The 18,052-nt window shown below is 33.5% G+C and carries 13 protein-coding genes and 5 pseudogenes; all 18 read left to right on the top strand.

The window, feature by feature from the left end:
* The first annotated feature begins 125 nt into the window (after nucleotides 1-125).
* The 18 genes and pseudogenes from mraZ (at nucleotide 126) to spoIIGA (ending at nucleotide 18,039) form a co-directional block, all read left to right on the top strand.
* Entirely contained in the window at nucleotides 126-557 is a 432-nt protein-coding gene (gene mraZ / locus JCM7501_RS05870) for a division/cell wall cluster transcriptional repressor MraZ (protein WP_012995482.1), read from the top strand.
* A gap of 12 nt (nucleotides 558-569) precedes the next feature.
* Nucleotides 570-1,496 carry a 16S rRNA (cytosine(1402)-N(4))-methyltransferase RsmH gene (gene rsmH, locus JCM7501_RS05875; RefSeq protein ID WP_012995481.1) on the top strand — a complete coding sequence of 309 codons (927 nt, stop codon included), beginning with the start codon at nucleotides 570-572 and terminating at the stop codon, nucleotides 1,494-1,496.
* Between the two features lie 28 nt (nucleotides 1,497-1,524).
* Nucleotides 1,525-1,974: a cell division protein FtsL gene (gene ftsL / locus JCM7501_RS05880; RefSeq protein WP_028992136.1), complete on the top strand. Its 450-nt coding sequence runs from the start codon at nucleotides 1,525-1,527 to the stop codon at nucleotides 1,972-1,974.
* Between the two features lie 138 nt (nucleotides 1,975-2,112).
* Complete coding sequence (locus JCM7501_RS16575; protein ID WP_457921087.1) at nucleotides 2,113-2,745, top strand: hypothetical protein; 633 nt, start codon at nucleotides 2,113-2,115, stop codon at nucleotides 2,743-2,745.
* The gene (locus tag JCM7501_RS05885; RefSeq protein WP_457921088.1) at nucleotides 2,732-4,060 is read left to right on the top strand and encodes a penicillin-binding transpeptidase domain-containing protein; all 1,329 of its coding nucleotides are present in this window, start codon (nucleotides 2,732-2,734) and stop codon (nucleotides 4,058-4,060) included. The genes JCM7501_RS16575 and JCM7501_RS05885 overlap by 14 nt, the downstream gene beginning before the upstream one ends.
* An 84-nt stretch (nucleotides 4,061-4,144) precedes the next feature.
* Nucleotides 4,145-5,596 (top strand): UDP-N-acetylmuramoyl-L-alanyl-D-glutamate--2,6-diaminopimelate ligase, encoded by a 1,452-nt coding sequence (locus tag JCM7501_RS05890; RefSeq protein WP_028992138.1) that lies wholly within the window; start codon nucleotides 4,145-4,147, stop codon nucleotides 5,594-5,596.
* Nucleotides 5,593-6,977 (top strand): annotated as a pseudogene (locus tag JCM7501_RS05895) (UDP-N-acetylmuramoyl-tripeptide--D-alanyl-D-alanine ligase). Before JCM7501_RS05890 ends, JCM7501_RS05895 begins: the two are co-directional and overlap by 4 nt.
* A gap of 1 nt (nucleotide 6,978) precedes the next feature.
* Nucleotides 6,979-7,929 (top strand): phospho-N-acetylmuramoyl-pentapeptide-transferase, encoded by a 951-nt coding sequence (gene mraY, locus JCM7501_RS05900; RefSeq protein WP_028992140.1) that lies wholly within the window; start codon nucleotides 6,979-6,981, stop codon nucleotides 7,927-7,929.
* Nucleotides 7,930-7,941: 12 nt separating this feature from the next.
* Nucleotides 7,942-9,306, top strand: a complete 1,365-nt coding sequence (gene murD, locus JCM7501_RS05905; protein ID WP_028992141.1) for a UDP-N-acetylmuramoyl-L-alanine--D-glutamate ligase — start codon at nucleotides 7,942-7,944, stop codon at nucleotides 9,304-9,306.
* A gap of 4 nt (nucleotides 9,307-9,310) precedes the next feature.
* Complete coding sequence (gene spoVE, locus JCM7501_RS05910) at nucleotides 9,311-10,417, top strand: stage V sporulation protein E (RefSeq protein WP_028992142.1); 1,107 nt, start codon at nucleotides 9,311-9,313, stop codon at nucleotides 10,415-10,417.
* A gap of 7 nt (nucleotides 10,418-10,424) precedes the next feature.
* A complete protein-coding gene (murG, locus tag JCM7501_RS05915) occupies nucleotides 10,425-11,519 on the top strand; it encodes an undecaprenyldiphospho-muramoylpentapeptide beta-N-acetylglucosaminyltransferase (protein WP_028992143.1) in 1,095 nt (364 codons plus the stop codon).
* Between the two features lie 74 nt (nucleotides 11,520-11,593).
* Entirely contained in the window at nucleotides 11,594-12,847 is a 1,254-nt protein-coding gene (gene murA / locus JCM7501_RS05920) for a UDP-N-acetylglucosamine 1-carboxyvinyltransferase (protein WP_013150474.1), read from the top strand.
* A gap of 57 nt (nucleotides 12,848-12,904) precedes the next feature.
* Nucleotides 12,905-13,615 (top strand): cell division protein FtsQ/DivIB, encoded by a 711-nt coding sequence (locus JCM7501_RS05925; protein ID WP_028992144.1) that lies wholly within the window; start codon nucleotides 12,905-12,907, stop codon nucleotides 13,613-13,615.
* A gap of 15 nt (nucleotides 13,616-13,630) precedes the next feature.
* A pseudogene (locus JCM7501_RS05930) lies at nucleotides 13,631-14,352 on the top strand (DUF881 domain-containing protein).
* Nucleotides 14,352-14,696 carry a small basic family protein gene (locus JCM7501_RS05935; protein WP_028992145.1) on the top strand — a complete coding sequence of 115 codons (345 nt, stop codon included), beginning with the start codon at nucleotides 14,352-14,354 and terminating at the stop codon, nucleotides 14,694-14,696. Before JCM7501_RS05930 ends, JCM7501_RS05935 begins: the two are co-directional and overlap by 1 nt.
* Nucleotides 14,697-14,721: 25 nt before the next feature.
* A pseudogene (ftsA, locus tag JCM7501_RS05940) lies at nucleotides 14,722-15,946 on the top strand (cell division protein FtsA).
* Nucleotides 15,947-15,961: 15 nt separating this feature from the next.
* Nucleotides 15,962-17,034 (top strand): annotated as a pseudogene (gene ftsZ, locus JCM7501_RS05945) (cell division protein FtsZ).
* A 175-nt stretch (nucleotides 17,035-17,209) separates the two neighbouring features.
* Nucleotides 17,210-18,039 (top strand): annotated as a pseudogene (gene spoIIGA / locus JCM7501_RS05950) (sigma-E processing peptidase SpoIIGA).
* Nucleotides 18,040-18,052 lie beyond the last annotated feature (13 nt).

Here is an 18,052-nt window from a genome sequence, read left to right on the forward strand (position 1 = left end):
TTCATATTTTTTTTATTTTTTTATAAAAATTTAGCAGGATTTTTTAAATTTATATAGAATAACATATTAAGTGGTGTAATGTGGTGGTAAGTGGGAGAATGTGAAATGAAAGTTTGGTGTTTTATATGTTGATGGGCCAATACGAACATACAATTGATGCAAAAGGAAGGGTAATAATCCCCGCTAAATTTAGAGAAGAATTGGGGGAAAAGTTTGTATTGACTAAAGGTTTGGACAATTGTTTGTTCGTGTATTCTTTGGAGGAGTGGAAGAATATTGAGGCAAAACTTAAAACTTTGCCACTTACCAAAAAAGACGCAAGAGCATTTACGAGATTTTTCTTAGCTGGAGCTGTGGAATGTGAAATTGATAAACAGGGAAGAATACTTATACCTGCTAATTTAAGAGAGTATGCCAAAATAGAAAAAGATGTGATATTTATTGGAGTTTCTACAAGGGTTGAGATTTGGAGTAAAGAGGTTTGGGAAGAATACTCTAACAATACAGATGTTTCTTTTGAAGAGATTGCTGAGCATCTTGATGACTTAAACATATAGGTGTGATAAAGAATGGAATATAGCCATAAAAGTGTTTTGCTTAAGGAGACAATTGAATATTTAAATATAAAACCAGAGGGAATATATGTAGATGGTACTTTAGGTGGTGGAGGCCATTCTGAAGAAATATTAAAAAGGCTCACAAAGGGAAAATTAATTGCGATAGATAGAGATTTGGATGCGATAAAAGCTGGCAAAGAAAGGCTTAAAAATTACAAAAATGTAAAGTACATAAATAATAATTTTAAAAATATAAAAGAGATACTTAAAAGTTTGGGTGTTGACAAAGTTGATGGCATCATTTTGGATTTGGGGGTATCTTCTTTTCAATTAGAAGAAGTTGAACGGGGTTTTTCTTATATGAAAGATGCTCCACTAGATATGAGAATGGACAAAAATTCAACTTTTTCTGCTTATGATGTGGTGAACAAGTATTCACAGCAAGAATTAGAAAAAGTTATAAGAGAATATGGAGAAGAAAAATGGGCATCACGTATTGCTAAATTTATTGTAAAAGAAAGAGAAAAAGGAGAAATAAAAACTACTTTCCAGTTGGTAGAGATTATAAAAAATGCTATTCCTGCCTCTGCCAGAAGGAAAGGGCCACATCCAGCCAAAAGGACATTTCAAGCCATACGAATAGAAGTAAATGAAGAACTTAAAGGCTTAGGTAAAGCGATTGAGGACATGGTAGAGGTATTACGGGGGAAAGGGCGCATTGCGATAATCACATTTCACTCTTTGGAAGATAGAATTGTGAAGAACACTTTTAAAAAATTAGAAAATCCCTGTACTTGTCCACCAAATATGCCATGCATTTGTGGGAAAAAACCGGTGGTAAAGATTATAACAAAAAAACCGGTAGTACCTTCCAAAGAGGAAATAGAAACAAATTCCAGGTCTCGCAGTGCAAAACTTAGGGTTGCAGAAAAACTGTAAGTTCTAAAAGAAATGGAGGTAGAATAAATTGATAGTAGCACAAAGAGAATATAATTACGAGTATCCCCCATATACCTCAGAAGAGAAAGAACAAAAGCAAGTAAGAAAAACTAAAAAAAAGAGGAAATTAAAAAATTTGCTTTTGGTAGTTTTTGTAAGTTTTTTGAGCGTTTTAATACTTTATAGGTATACGATAATTTATCAAAAATCAATTGCTTTAGACAAAATGGAAAAGCAAATACAGTATACTGAAAATTTAAATCAGCAATTGAAAGCCCAAATTGCTTCTTTAACCAATCCTGCTCGAATTGAAGAAATTGCAAAAGAAAAATTAGGAATGCAAATGCCAGAAGAAAATCAGATAGTCTACATAAGTGTAGGAGAAAAACCTAAAGTAGCTGAGGAGAAAAAAAGCGAAGAAAAATCACAAGATAAAAGTAACTTTTTTATGAGGTTATTGGGGGTGTTGAATAGATAGGGGGGATAATAGATACATCCAGCCGTATCTGTAAAGAGAAGAATCCTCTTTTTACTTTTTTTATCTACGATAGTTGTTTTTGGTCTTATAGTTAGGCTTTTTTGGATACAAGTGGTAAGAAGTGAAGATTATCAAAAGATGGCACTCCCTCAATGGACTTTAGACGTGTCTGTGAGTGGTAAAAGGGGAAATATATTTGATAGAAATGGAAAAGTATTAGCAGAAAATATAAGTGTGAACAAAATAAGTGTTATCCCCAAGGAAATACTTGATTCTCACAGAGAAAAAGTGGCTGAAGCTTTAGCTCAAATATTAAATTTAGATAAAGAAAAAGTTTTTCAAAAGATTTCCAACAAAAACTTACAAGAAGTGCTAATTGCAAAACAAGTTGATGACAAAAAAGCATCAGAAATAAGAAAACTCAATATAGATGGAATAATAGTTTCTGAGGATATGAAAAGATTTTATCCCAATAATACTCTTGCATGTCATGTGTTGGGATTTACTGGAATCGACAACCAAGGTTTGGATGGAATTGAATTAGCATTTGACAACTTTTTAAGAGGCATTCCCGGGAAAATTACTACTCCAATGGATGCTATAGGTAGGAAGATGAAGATGGGGGAGGAAGAATATTTTGAGCCTCTTCCGGGATATAATGTAGTACTTACAATAGATGAGACTATTCAGCATTTTGCAGAAAAGGCTCTTAACCAAGCGATGGTTCATTCTAAGCCTTCAAAAGGAGCAGCAGCTATTGTTATGGACTAAGACAGGGGAAATATTGGCTTTGGCTAATAGGCCAAATTTCAATCCTAATAATCCTTTTGAAGGACCTCAGGAGGAATGGTTTAAGTCTTGGCGAAATAAAGCTATTTCTGATTCTTATGAGCCTGGTTCTGTTTTTAAGACAGTTACTGCTTCTGCAGCTTTGGAAGAAAAACTTGTAGGTGTTAATGAACAGTTTTATTGTCCGGGCTATATTACAGTTGCTGGGCATAGAATAAATTGCTGGGCTACTCATGGGAGTGAAAATTTTGTTAAAGGTGTTCAAAATTCCTGCAACGTAGTTTTTGTGACGTTAGGGCAAAGATTAGGAGTTGAAACATTTTATAAATACATCCATGAATTTGGATTTGGACAAATGACTGGAATCTTTCTTCCTGGTGAAGCTCCAGGTCTTGTGTTGTCACAAAATAATGTTGGACCTGTAGAACTAGGCACTAATTCTTTTGGGCAAGGTATCGCGGTGACACCTCTTCAGATGATTACTGCTGTCTCTGCAATAGCCAATGGAGGAAAACTGATGCAACCCCTAATTGTTAAGTCAATTGTAGATTCAAATGGAAAAGTAGTAAAGGAATTTAAACCAAAAGTAGTAAGGCAAGTCATTTCTGAAGAGACATCTTCTATAATGAGGGAAATACTAAAAAGTGTAGTTACGGAGGGAACAGGCAAAGCAGGATATATTGAAGGATTTGATGTAGCTGGCAAAACTGGTACTACAGAAAAATATATGCCAGGCAAATATGTGGCATCTTTTATAGGTTTTGCACCAGCAGATGACCCAAAAGTTATTGCGCTGGTGGTAATAGATGAGCCTAACAGTCCTGAAGGACATTTTGGAAGCCAGTTGGCTGCTCCTGTAGTAAAAAGTATTTTAGAAGACACATTAAAATATTTGGAAGTACAGCCGAAAGGTATAGAAAAACCTAAAACTGTTATAGTGCCGGATGTAAGGAATATGAAACTTTATGAAGCAGAGAACGCTATTTTATCGAATAATCTTAGCTTTATTATAGAAGGAAGTGGAGATACTGTATTTGACCAAATGCCTAAACCGGGAGCAATTGTAGAAGAAAATACACAGGTTATTTTGTACTTAAATGCTGAAAAAATACAAGAAGTAGTAGTGCCTGATTTAACTGGTAAAAGTGTAAAAGAAGCTACAGAAATTCTAAATTCTTTAGGACTTAAGATAAAAATAAAAGGCAGCGGTTTTGCTGTAAATCAAAACCCAAAAGAAGGTGCGATTTTGAAAAAAGGTGAAACTGTGGAAGTGGAGTTTAGGCCTAAGGAAAATTAAACTTCTATCTATGCAAAATCTATAATTGTGCTATACTATTTAGTGGTGGTATGCTTTTTAGATATTTTTGTGAGGAGGCCTAACATGAAACTTATAGATATTTTAAAAGGAGTCAACTGCGAGATAAAAGGAGATCCTAATATAGACATCGGTGGGGTGTGCTACGATTCTCGCAAAGCCAAAAAGAAATATTTATTTATTGCTATAAAAGGGTTTAAAACCGATGGTATTTTATATGTGGAAGAGGCTATTAAAAATGGAGCAATTGCAATAGTTGTAGATAGGGAAATAAAAGAGTATCCCGGGGTTACAACAGTATTAGTGGAGGATGCTCAAGCTGCCATGGCGAAAATAGCTTCTAATTTTTACAATAACCCCACTACCAAACTTACTTTAATTGGTGTGACTGGAACAAATGGCAAAACCTCTGTTACTTATATGCTAAAAGCGATTTTAGAAAGGCAAAATAATAAAGTGGGCCTGGTGGGGACTATACAAAATATGATAGGAGATGAAGTGATACCTTCTGAACATACTACACCTGAATCATTGGATTTGCAGGAGCTTTTTAGCATTATGGTGAACAAAGGTGTTAAGTATGTGGTTATGGAGGTATCATCTCATTCTTTGGCATTAAAGAGAGTCAATGAGTGTGAATTTGATATAGCAGTTTTTACCAATTTATCCCAAGATCATCTGGATTTTCACCACGACATGGAAGAGTATGCTAAAACAAAGAGCAAGTTATTCAAAATGGCAAAGAGGGCATCAGTGATCAATATAGATGATAAATACTCTTCTATGATGATCGAGAGTTCTAAAGCACGGGTTTTGACTTATGGCATAAAAGACTTTGCTTATGTTATGGCAAAGGATATTAGGAATAGTTTAGATGGTGTAAAGTTTAAAGTTCAGATTGAAGATAAAAAAGAAGAGATGTCATTGAAAATTCCTGGTTTGTTTAGCGTCTACAATGCTTTAGCTGCCATTACAGTGGCTGATTTTCTTGGGATTTCTTTGCGAAGTGTGAGAGAGGCATTAAGTCAGGTTACAGTAAAAGGCCGATTTGAACCAGTGGAGACTGGAAAGGACTTTTATGTTTTTATAGATTACGCCCATACACCTGATGGAATACAGAACATGATGGAGGCATTGAAAGAGTATAAAGCTGGAAGGAAAATACTTCTTTTTGGTGCTGGAGGAGATAGGGATAAAACTAAAAGGCCTTTAATGGGAGAAGTTGCAGGAAAATATGCGGATTTTTGCATTTTGACCTCGGATAATCCACGTTCAGAAGAGCCAAGAGAAATAATTTCACAAATTGAAGAGGGTATAAAAAAGACTGATTGCCCCTATGTTGTAATAGAAAATAGAAAAGAAGCGATAAGATATGCCTTATTAAACGCTCAAAAAGACGATGTAATAATATTGGCAGGTAAAGGCCATGAAACTTATCAAATTATAGGAAATAAGGTTATTCCTTTTGATGAGAGAGAAATAGTTAAAGAAATTTTGTCTGAAGGCGGTAATAAATGATGGAACTTTTAATAGCTGAAATTGTAAGGGCACAGAGGGAAAATTGATAAAAGGAAGTTTAAAGGATAAAGTAATAGGAATTTCGACTGATTCAAGAAAAGTCAAAAAAGATGAATTATTTATTCCTTTGAAAGGAGAAAAATATGATGGAGAAGATTTTGTAAAAGATGCGATGACAAAAGGTGCTAAAGCAGTCCTCACTGCCAGGTTAGATAATATAGAGTATTTAAGAGATTTTCCATTTAACGTTATTTACGTAAATGATACTTTAGAGGCTTTACATAAGATCGCTTCTTACTATAGAAAAAAATTCAATATCCCATTTGTTGCTGTGACAGGTAGCACTGGGAAAACTACTACAAAAGATATGATTGCGCAAATATTGTCTAAAAAGTATAAAGTGTTGAAAACAGAAGGTAATTTTAATAATGAAATAGGTTTGCCATTGACGATTTTTAATTTGGAGAATACTCATCAAATTGCGGTAGTGGAAATGGGAATGAGTGGTTTTGGAGAAATTAGGAGGTTAAAGAATATTGTAAAGCCGCAAGTGGCAGTTTTTACAAATATAGGAGTTGCCCATATTGAAAAATTAGGTTCAAGGGAAAATATATTAAAAGCAAAAACGGAGCTGATTGAAGATTTTAAAGAGGAAAATGTGATTGTATTAAATGCAGATGATGATATGCTATCAAAAATTCCTCTGCAATATTCAAGTAAGTATTACAGATATGGTATAAAAAGTGGAGAAATTAAGGCTTGCAATATAGAAAAAGGAGAAAAAGGTATAAAATATACTTTGAAATATAAAAATTTAGAGAAAGAAATAAAACTCTCAATACCTGGTATTCATAATGTGTACAATTCTCTTGCTGCTATTTGTGTTGGATTAGAGTTCGGGGTTGATGTAGATGACATGGCGGAGGCTTTAAAAGATTTTCAACCAGGTAAAATGAGACTTAATATAATAGAAAAAGGTGACATAAAAATTATTGATGACGCATATAATGCCAATCCAGATTCTATGAAAGCAGCTTTAAATGTCTTGAGGGATTTTCCTGGCAAAAGAAAAATAGCGGTTTTAGGAGACATGCTAGAATTAGGGGAGTATTCTGTAGAAGCCCACAGAGAAATAGGAAAATTGGTGGCAGATAGCCATATAGATATTTTGATAACTTCTGGTAATACGTCGAAATATATTGCAGAAGAATCCAAGGTTTGTGGAATGAAAGAGAATAATATTTTTGTTTGTAATACTAACGAAGAAGTTAAGGAAATATTGAAAGATATTATCAAAGAAGGAGATTTAATTTTAGTGAAAGGTTCAAGAGGTATGAAAATGGAGCAAATAGTACAATTTTTGCAGGAGAGGGTAAACTAAAATGTTACAAAGGATAATTTTAGCTACATCTGTTGCTTTTGTGCTAAGCTTGGTGTCTGGTCCTCTTTTTATACCTTATCTAAGGAAACTAAAATTTGGTCAAAAAGTAAGAGAAGATGGACCAAAAAGCCATTTAAAAAAATCTGGGACTCCTACAATGGGTGGAATAATGTTTATTGTAGCCACAGTTATTTCTGCGTTAGTTTTTTCTCATTGGAATATATATTTGGCTATTTTGTTGTTGGGCTTTGTAGGATATGGTTTAATAGGTTTTGCAGATGATTTTCTAAAGGTTTATTTTAAAAGACCTTTAGGTTTAAAAGCCAGAGAAAAAATTGTCGGACAGTTTTTACTTGCGACTATTATTTCCTATTTTGCTCAAAAAAATCTAGGAACAGAAGTGATTTTTCCTTTTTTAAAAACTAATATTGACCTTGGCAATTTCTATATTCCTTTTATGGTTTTTGTAATTGTAGGAACAGTAAACAGCGTGAATTTGACAGACGGGCTGGATGGATTGGCAGCAGGTGTTTCATCTATTGTTATGGCTTTTTTTACTATGACGGCTTTATTTTTAAACAATATAACTTATGGAGCGTTCAGTGCTGCTTTGACAGGAGGGTTGTTGGGGTTTTTGAGATACAACCGTCATCCTGCGGAAATATTTATGGGAGATACTGGTTCCTTAGCTATTGGAGGAGCTATAGCTACTGTTGCAGTATTGACTAAATTGCCATTGATTTTGCCCTTGATAGGTATTGTTTATGTGGCTGAAGCTTTGTCAGTAATTATTCAGGTTTTGTCTTTTAGAATGTTTGGTAAAAGAATTTTTAAAATGAGTCCTCTTCATCATCATTTTGAATTGTCAGGATGGCAAGAACAAAATGTAGTATATGCCTTTTGGCTCGTCACTTTAATTGCTATGTTTGTATCTTTTTATAGTTTAAGTTAAGGAGTGCAAATTATGGAACTAAAGGGTAAAAAAATTTTTGTGGCAGGTTTAGGAGTTAGCGGAATAGCTTTGTGTAAAGTATTGGACAGCTTGAAAGCAAAGGTAATAGTTTATGATGAAAAAGAATATGATGTGTTAAAAGAAAATTTAGAAGAAATTGAAAATTTGCCCATAGATTTTAGATTTGGCAAATTCAAAAAGGATTTTTTAGAAGGGGTAGATTTGGTAGTTTTAAGTCCGGGTGTTCCTGTTGATTCGGAGATTGTAAAAGCAGCACAACAAAAGAAAATTGAAGTATTTGGGGAAGTGGAGTTTGCATATAGGTTTTCTAAAGCTCCTATTTATGCAATTACTGGTACAAATGGAAAAACCACTACTACTTCTTTATTAGGAGAAATGTTTAAAAATGCGGGGAGAAAAGTATATGTTGCTGGGAATATAGGTTATCCACTTATTTACGCTGTCATGGAAGCGTCAGAAGATGCTTTTATCGTAGCAGAGATAAGTAGCTTTCAATTAGAGACTATAAAAGAGTTTAAACCTAAAATAAGCTGTATAATAAATATTACCCCTGATCATTTAAACAGACATAAAACTTTTGAAAATTATAGGGATATAAAAGGAAGAATTTTTGAAAATCAACGAGAAAATGAATATACTGTTCTAAATTTCGATGACCCTGTTACTTGGAGTCTAAAAAATAAGGCTAAATGCAGAGTTTTTCCTTTTAGTAGAAAAAATTCATTAGAAAATGGAGCATATGTAAAAAATGGCAGTATTTATATAAGTGTTGATAAAAATGCTAAAAAAATTATTGACATAGAGGAAATTTATATTCCTGGAGAACACAATTTAGAGAATGCATTGGCTGCTTCTTCTGTGGCATATCTTTCAGGGATTAGTGCAGATGTTATTGCAAATACTCTAAAGACTTTTAAAGGTGTGGAACATAGGATTGAGTTTGTTGATGAAATAAATGGTGTAAAATTTTATAACGATTCTAAAGGGACTAACCCAGACGCCTCAATTAAAGCGATACAAGCTCTAAAACCTCCTATAGTTTTAATTGCTGGTGGTTACGATAAAGGCAGTGAATTTGATGAGTTTGTAAAAGCCTTTAATGGGAAAGTAAAGAAATTGATTTTGATAGGGCAAACTGCCAAAAAAATCAAAGATACTGCAAAGAAGTATTATTATCCTGAAGATGACATACTTTTTGCTGATACTCTGGAAGAAGCTGTTAAAAAAGCTTATGAAAGTGCGAAAGAGGGGGATAGTGTACTTTTGTCACCAGCTTGTGCCAGTTGGGATATGTTTAGGAATTTTGAGGAGAGGGGAAGAATCTTTAAAAAGGCAGTGGCAGAGTTAAGGAGGTAAAATAATGAGAAAAAAGTATCCTGTGGATTATGGCATTTTACTTACAGTTTTAATACTAGTCTCCATTGGTGTAGATATGGTCTTTAGTGCTAGTTCTGCCAGTGCTGAATACATGTACAACGACCCTTATTATTTTTTGAAAAGGCAATTGTTGTGGGTAATATTAGGTTTTTTTGCTATGGTGTTTATGATGAATTTTGATTACATTATTTTAAAAAAGTTGGCTGGTCCATTGCTTATTTTTTCCATTGGACTGCTTGTTGCAGTCTTAATTCCTGGAATAGGAGTTGAAAGATATAATGCTACTAGATGGATAGGAGTTGGAAGCTTTACAATACAGCCTTCTGAAGTGGCAAAATATGCGCTTATTATATACTTTGCAAAATATTTTGACAAACATCCTGATTATGCAAAAAGTTTCAAAAAAGGAGTTATGCCTGTTTTGGGATTGGCAGGATTGTTTTTTGGTCTTATAATGTTACAGCCTAATTTTAGTACAGCTGGTATTATATTTATTATTGCTGTAATAATTCTCTTTGTAGCAGGCGCAAAATTATCTTTTATGGGAGCTTTATTTGGAGCAGGAATGGGGGCAGCTGTTGTCGTTTTTTCATCGTTTAAATATATAAGGGAAAGAGTGCTTACTTTTTTAAATCCGTGGCAGGACATACAAAAATCCGGATATCAAATTGTGCAATCCCTTTATGCCTTAGGCTCTGGAGGATTATTCGGAGTTGGACTTGGTGGAAGCAGACAAAAGCTTATGTATCTGCCTATGCCTCACAATGATTTTATATTTGCCATAATTGGAGAAGAATTAGGACTTGTTGGTACAGTTACTATACTTTTGATGTTTTTATACCTTATTTTGCGAGGCTTGAGAGTTGCGGCAAAAGCTCCCGATATGTTTGGATGTCTTTTAGCTACAGGAATTACAGCACTTATAGGAATACAGACACTTATAAATGTGGCGGTTGTAACTTCTTCTATGCCACCTACGGGAGTTTCTCTTCCTTTTATAAGTTATGGAGGTACTTCTACAGTTATTATGATGGCAGGAGTAGGAATATTATTAAATATTTCAAGATACGCAAATTTAGATAGGAGTTGATGGACAATTGAAATATTTGTTTGCTGGTGGAGGTACAGGTGGACATATTTATCCTCCCATAGCCATTGCTAAGGAAATATTAAATAATGAAAAAGATGCTCAAATTTTATTTGTAGGCACAAAAAAAGGTTTGGAGAATGAGTTAGTACCAAGAGAAGGCTTTGAATTAAAGACAATTACTGTGCAGGGATTTAAAAGGAAATTATCGTTGGATACGTTAAAAACTATTTATAAAGCAGTGGTAGGACTTAAAGAAGCAAACAATATTTTAAAAAAATTTAAACCGGATGTGGTAATTGGAACAGGGGGATATGTTTGCGGCCCCGTTTTAATGGTGGCGGCTTTAAAAGGGATACCTACTTTGATTCATGAACAAAATGCTTTTCCAGGTCTTACAAATAGAGTACTATCGCGGTTTGTCAAAGTAGTAGCGGTAAGCTTTGAAGAATCGGTTGAATATTTTAAGAATAAAGATAAAGTTGTAGTAACAGGAAATCCAATTAGAAAAGAATTATTAGAGGCTAATAGAGAAGAAGGATTAAAAAATTTAGGTTTTTCTCTTGATAAACCCTTAATAGTATCAGTTGGAGGAAGCAGAGGAGCAGAAAAAATTAATTTTACAATGGTAGAATTATTAAAATTAAAAGATAAAAACCTACAAGTTTTGATAATTACAGGGACTAATCAATATGAAAAAGTGTTAGAAAAGGTTAAAACTGAAAATATATATATAGATAAAACAGTTAAAATAATTCCTTATTGTCATAATATGCAGGATGTATATGCTGCCACAGATATAATAATCTGTAGGGCTGGGGCTATTACTTTGGCAGAAATTACTGCAAAAGGGGTTGCTTCAATCTTGATTCCTTCTCCCTATGTTGCTAATAATCACCAGGAGTATAATGCTCGAGTGTTAGAAAAATCTGGAGCTTCTTATGTTATTTTAGAGAAGGATTTGACAGCAGAAAAATTATATAAAAAACTTAAATATCTTTTGGATAATCCTCATCTACTTTCAAAAATGAGAGAGAATGCTAAGAAAATTTCTAAAATTGAAGCTGCTGAGAAGATATACAAGCTTATAAAAAGCATAACTTAATACTTTATGTAACACCCCATCTTATTTATGCATAGTATATGGTGTAAGCTGTTATTAAATTTAGGGGTGATAAGATGGGGAAATTTAAAATCAATGGAGGGAACAGGCTGTATGGTGAATTAAAAGTAAATGGCGCTAAAAATTCTGTTTTACCCATTCTTGCAGCATCAATTTTAAATGAAGGGATTTCTGTAGTACATGGTTGTCCTAAATTAAAAGATGTTTATTCAATGATAGAAATTTTAGAACATTTAGGGGCTAATGTAACTTTTAAGGGGAGAGACATTATTGTAGATGCAAGAAATGTAAAAGATAGTGAAATACCTGATAATTTAATGAGAACTATGAGGTCATCTATATTTTTAATGGGTGCTCTTATATCAAGAAATAAAAAAGCTTTAATGAGTTTCCCTGGAGGTTGTGATATAGGACACAGACCTATAGATCTACACCTTAAAGGCTTGAGAAGATTAGGAATTAAAATTGAAGAGTCTTATGGATATATTAAATGCGAAGGTTGGAAGATGAGAGGAAATGAAATTCACTTGGATTTTCCCAGTGTAGGAGCAACAGAAAATATAATGTTGGCTGCGGTTAAGGCGGAAGGAGTCACTATCATTAGAAATGCGGCAAAAGAGCCTGAAATAGAAGACTTGCAGAACTTTTTAAACTCTATGGGGGCTAAAATATCAGGAGCTGGTACTAACACGATTATCATAGAAGGAGTAAAAAGATTGCATGATACGGAATATGCTATAATTCCAGATAGAATTGTTGCAGGTACTTATCTTTGCGCTACGGTGATAACAAAAGGAGAATTAACAGTAGTAAATGCTTTAAAAGAACACTTAGAGCCATTGTTATCAAAATTGAGAGAGACGGGGTGTAGTATACAAACGGGGAATGATTATATAAAAATTAGATGCGATAAACGTCCCAAATCAGTAGATATGATCATTACCTTGCCATACCCTGGCTTTCCCACAGATTTACAGCCCCAAATGGTTTCTGTTTTGTCTGTAGCAGATGGGACAACAATTGTCACAGAGACAATATTTGATAATAGGTTTAAATACACAGAAGAACTTATACGAATGGGAGCAGACATAAAAGTAGAAGGAAGAGTAGCAGTAATACGCGGTGTTGAGAAGTTAATGGGGGCAAAAGTAGTAGCAAGAGATTTAAGAGGAGGAGCTGCTTTGATTATTGCAGGCTTGGGGGCGGAAGGTACTACAATAGTAGAAGAAGCAGAACATATTGATAGAGGATATGAATCCATCGAAAAGGCTTTAAAAAGCGTGGGAGGGGATATTGTAAGAATAATGTAAAACAGCGTCATGCTGTTTTACATATGCAAAACAAAAGTACAAGCAGGGGATGGTTTAATGGTTAGCATTGGTAATAAACGATTTTTAACATTTATGTTTTTGACGTTGATATTTGTAGTTTTGATTTACCTTATTATGTTTCATTCAAAATATTTTGAGATTAAAACCATAAAAGTTATAGGCAATAGAATTTTATCTTATAATGATATTAAAGAGTTAGCTAAGATAGATTATGGGATGAATATTTTTAAAGTTAATTCTAAGAAAATAGAAAGTAGTTTACTTGCTAACCCCTATATAAAGGAGAGTAAAATAAAAGTTCAATATCCTGATACTGTAGAAATATTTATAAAAGAAAGGAAAATAGTTGCACAAATTAAATATCAAAAAGATTATTTAATGATAGATAAAGAAGGAATGGTAATAAAAAAGGGGAATTATAATCCTGAAATTCCTGTTGTAGAAGGAATGAAAGTTGAGAAATATCAAATTGGTAAAAAGTTGAATGATATTTTTGAAAAAAGCTATTTGGGAACACTTTTGGGACTCATAGAAGGTTCGAAATCTTATTCTGCTATAAAATATATGAATGAAAAACAAATTATATTAGTTACAAAAAATGGCATGGAGATATTTTTTGACAATCCTTCGGATGTTAATTATTCTTTCAAATTTGCCGAATTAATATTAGAAGATTTAGCTAAAAAAGGGCATCATAAAGGCACAATTAAATTTATTGGAGACGGCAATCCGGTTTTTATACCATAGAGGATGGGGGTACTTATGAAAAAAAGTGTATATATTTCTGTAGTTTTAGTTTCAATAGTATTAGGAATAATGCTTTCTACTCAATTTAAAATAGTAAAAAAAAGCGGTATAGTTACGGTACAGAGGGCTGAAGAATTGGCAGCTCAATTAAAAGAACTGCAGTCAGAAAAAAATGCTCTGTTAAAGCAAATTACTGATTTAGAAGAAAAAATAAATGCTTATGAAGACTCTGCTTCAAAAAATAGTGTGATTACCCAAACTTTGAAAAATGAAGTAGAAAAATATAAAGAATTAGCAGGATTGACTGACCTTCAAGGTCCGGGATTAATTGTAACCATAAGCGATAGCAAACAAGCTGTTCCTCCAGGGCAAGACCCTAATTTATTTTTGGTTCACGATGAGGATTTATTGCGAGTTGTAAATGAGTTAAGGGCAGCAGGAGCGGAGGCTATTTCCTTAAATGATCAACGATTAATTGCGACTTCAGAAATTAGGTGTGTTGGCCCTACAGTAAATGTAAATTCGGTGCGTTTTTCTGCGCCGTATGTTATAAAAGCTATTGGCGACCCTGATACGTTAGAGGCTGCTCTTAAACTAAAAGGTGGAGTGTAGATACTTTATCTACTTGGGGAATAGAGGTAGATATCAAAAAGTCGGACAACATAGTGGTTAAAAAATATGATGGTGTAATAAAGTTTAAATATGCAAAACCTTTAATTGAAGGAGAGAAAAAGTAATGGCTTATATCATAATAATTAGTTTATTAATAGGAATAGTAATAGGTTTTATTTTGCCAATTAATATACCCAGCACTTATGTTTCTTATTTATCTGTTGCCCTTCTTGCAGCACTGGACTCAGTTTTTGGTGGTATTAGAGCAAGTATTGAAGAGAAGTTTGACAATCTTATTTTTATAACTGGCTTTTTTGGCAATGCGATATTGGCAGGAAGCCTTGCTTATATGGGAGATGTGTTAGGAGTTCCCATTTATCTTGCGGCGATTTTTGTATTTGGAAGCAGGCTATTTGTCAATTTTGCATATATAAGGAGATATCTGATAGACAAGATGCGGAGAAGATAGCAGTCTCCTGAAGGAGGATTTGGTAATGGGTGATTTAATAGTTGGGTTAGACATTGGCACATCTAAAGTATGTACAATTATTGGAGAAGGGGATAAAAACGGAGAACTGCATATTGTTGGGATTGGCTATTATCCTTGCAGTGGAGTAAAAAAAGGCGTTATTGTAGATATAGATGAGACTGCCTATTCTATAAAAAAATCTGTAGAGCAAGCGGAAAGAATGGCCAATCAAAAAATATCCTCTGTCTATTTGAAAATATATGGGGGATTGACGACAATATATAAAAACAATGGAGTTGTAGCAGTATCCCGAGAAGATAGAGAAATAACAAGACAAGACGTGGATAGAGTTTTACAAGCTTCTAAAATTATTGCAATTCCTTCTGATAAAGAAATTATTGATGTTATACCATTAGAATATATTGTAGATGGGTATGGGGAAATAAAGGATCCTGTCGGAATGGCAGGCATAAGGTTAGAGGTAAATGCCGCTATAGTAACAGGTAGCGTTACTGCCATTCAAAACATGGAAAAATGTGTTAAAAAAGCAGGATTAGAGGTAGAGGGAATAATTGTGGGCCTTTAGCTACGGGAGAAGCAGTGCTTTTAAAAGATGAAAAAGAGTTGGGAGTTGCATTAATTGATGTGGGTGCAGGAGTGACAGATATTTCTGTTTTTAAAGATGGCAACATTATTTATTCTTCTATGATAGCAGTTGGAGGATGGCATATCACAAACGATTTGTCTGTAGGGTTAAAGATTTCTTTTGAGGAAGCCGAAAATATTAAGAAGAAATATGGAACTTTAGAAAAATTACCTCTTGAAAAATTAGAACCAATTAAAATTGCAAGTCTAGCAGGTAAAAACAAATCAACTACAGATGTAAATGAAATATCTGATATAATAGAAGCAAGGGTTTCTGAACTTTTAATGCTTGTATACGAGAGATTAGAAGAAGCGAAGGTTTTAGAAGATATTGTTACAAATGTTGTCATAACAGGTGGAGGTATTTCTTTCTTAAAAGGTAACATAGAGTTGGCGCAAAAAATTTTTAACAGAAACATTCGCATTGGTTCACCGCAAAATATTGGAGTAGCAACTCCTATTTACTCGGCAGGAGTAGGAGTGGTAAAATATGTATATAATAATAAAAGGTTTATGCATAGCGTCCAACAGACTGATAAAAAAGAGAAAAAAGCTTTAAGTTAGTTGACAAGCTTAAAGAAATATTTAGTGATTTTTGGGCATAAAGAGGAGGGTTTTTTGTGATAGGTATAGAAACCGATATGGAACAATTTGCTGCTATTAAAGTAATAGGAGTTGGTGGTGGAGGCGGAAATGCTGTAAACCGAATGATCGATGCTGGCCTTCGCGGTGTTGAGTTTATTGCAATTAACACAGACAAGCAAGCTCTTTATTTATCAAAAGCTGAGACAAAAATACAAATTGGTGAAAAATTAACAAAAGGGTTAGGAGCAGGAGCAAACCCGGAAATTGGGAAAAAAGCCGCTGAAGAATCTAGAGAAGAAATAGAGAGAATTATAAAAGGCGCTGATATGATATTTATCACTTCTGGCATGGGAGGAGGTACAGGTACAGGAGCCGCTCCGGTTGTGGCGGAAATTGCAAAAGAGCTAGGAATTTTGACGGTTGGTGTTGTCACAAAGCCCTTTACCTTTGAAGGAAGAAAAAGGATGGCTCATGCAGAAATGGGAATTGAAGAACTTAAAAAACATGTAGATGCTCTTATTACTATTCCTAATGATAGGTTATTGCAAGTGGTAGAGAAAAAGACTTCAATGATTGATGCTTTTAAATTAGCGGATGACGTTTTAAGACAAGGGGTTCAAGCATATCCGACCTTATCGCAGTCCCTGGACTTGTCAATGTCGACTTTGCCGATGTTAAAACTATTATGACAAATACAGGTCTTGCACATATGGGAATAGGCATAGCTTCTGGGGAGAATAAGGCTACTGAGGCAGCGAAACAGGCAATTCATAGTCCCCTATTGGAGACTTCAATTGAAGGCTCAAGAGGAATTCTTTTAAATATTGCAGGAGGGCCTAATTTAACCATATTTGAAGTCAATGAGGCGGCTAATTTTATCTATGAGGCTGCTGACCCTGATGCAAATATTATATTTGGTGCAGTAATAGACGAATCATTAGAGGACCAAATAAGGATTACTGTTATAGCTACAGGATTTGAAGGAAATGAAAAATCTAAGGATACAGCAAAGAAAAAAGACACTAGGGAGCCTGAGGTAAAATTAGAAAATATTATAGAAAGTGATGATTTGGATATACCTACTTTTTTAAGAAGAGGAAGACGATAAATCTGCAAAGGTTTCTTTGCAGAATTTTTTTTATACAAAAATTCTACAAAAACAGCCTAATTTTTATTCCAAATATTACAATAAATTTGCGATTTTTATTTTATAATATGAATAAAATAAGCAAATGGGAATATACATTGTATAAGAATTAAAAGTGTCTCCGGGGATGGTATGAATGTATTTAGACGTGATTTTTTTGAAAATTTGATTGTTAACTATTTTATTTTATCTCTTACACAAAAATTTTCTAAAAAAGATAGCAAACCTATTAAACTTTTTTCCGGTGCATTATTGGGAGCTTGCTATGTCCTAATATTTTTTTTGTTACCCTATAAAATGATTCACGAAGTTTTTACAAAAATTATTTTATCTCTCTTAATAATATATATGGCATTTACTCCAAAAACATTAAAAGAATTTTTGAGAATTTTATCAGTTTTTTACCTAATTTCTTTTGCAATAGGTGGGACAATTTTTGCGGTTTTGTATACGACAAAGCTTAATTTACATAGTTTATGGATTGGAATATTAATAGCTATTTTACTTTTATACACCAATTGGGATTATATAATAAGAAAATCAAATGAGAAAAAAATGTTATACAGCATAAAAATAGAAATTTTTCAAAAACAAATAGAGATAAAAGGGTTATTAGATACTGGAAATAGATTATATGACCCTTTATCTAAATTGCCTGTAATAGTAGTAGAGTTTTCGGCTATGAAAAACATACTTCCAGATAATATGGAAATTTTACTAAATGAAAGAGACATAGATTTTAACAAAATTTTTGAAGTTTTGAAAGAAGAAAGATGGTTATCGAGGATAAGATTAATACCATTTATGTCAGTAGGGCAGTCTAAAGGAGTAATGCTAGGATTTAAACCAGATAAATTGGTTGTAAGTGAAAAAGAGATAAGCAATGTAATAGTAGGAATATACAAAAGCAAGATAGATAAATATGGTAATTATGCGGCGCTGTTAGCACCAGAAATTTTGATATAGTGGGGGTGATTAA

The sequence above is a fragment of the Thermoanaerobacter thermocopriae JCM 7501 genome, assembly GCF_001310975.1.
In the GTDB taxonomy this organism is placed as follows: domain Bacteria; phylum Bacillota; class Thermoanaerobacteria; order Thermoanaerobacterales; family Thermoanaerobacteraceae; genus Thermoanaerobacter; species Thermoanaerobacter thermocopriae.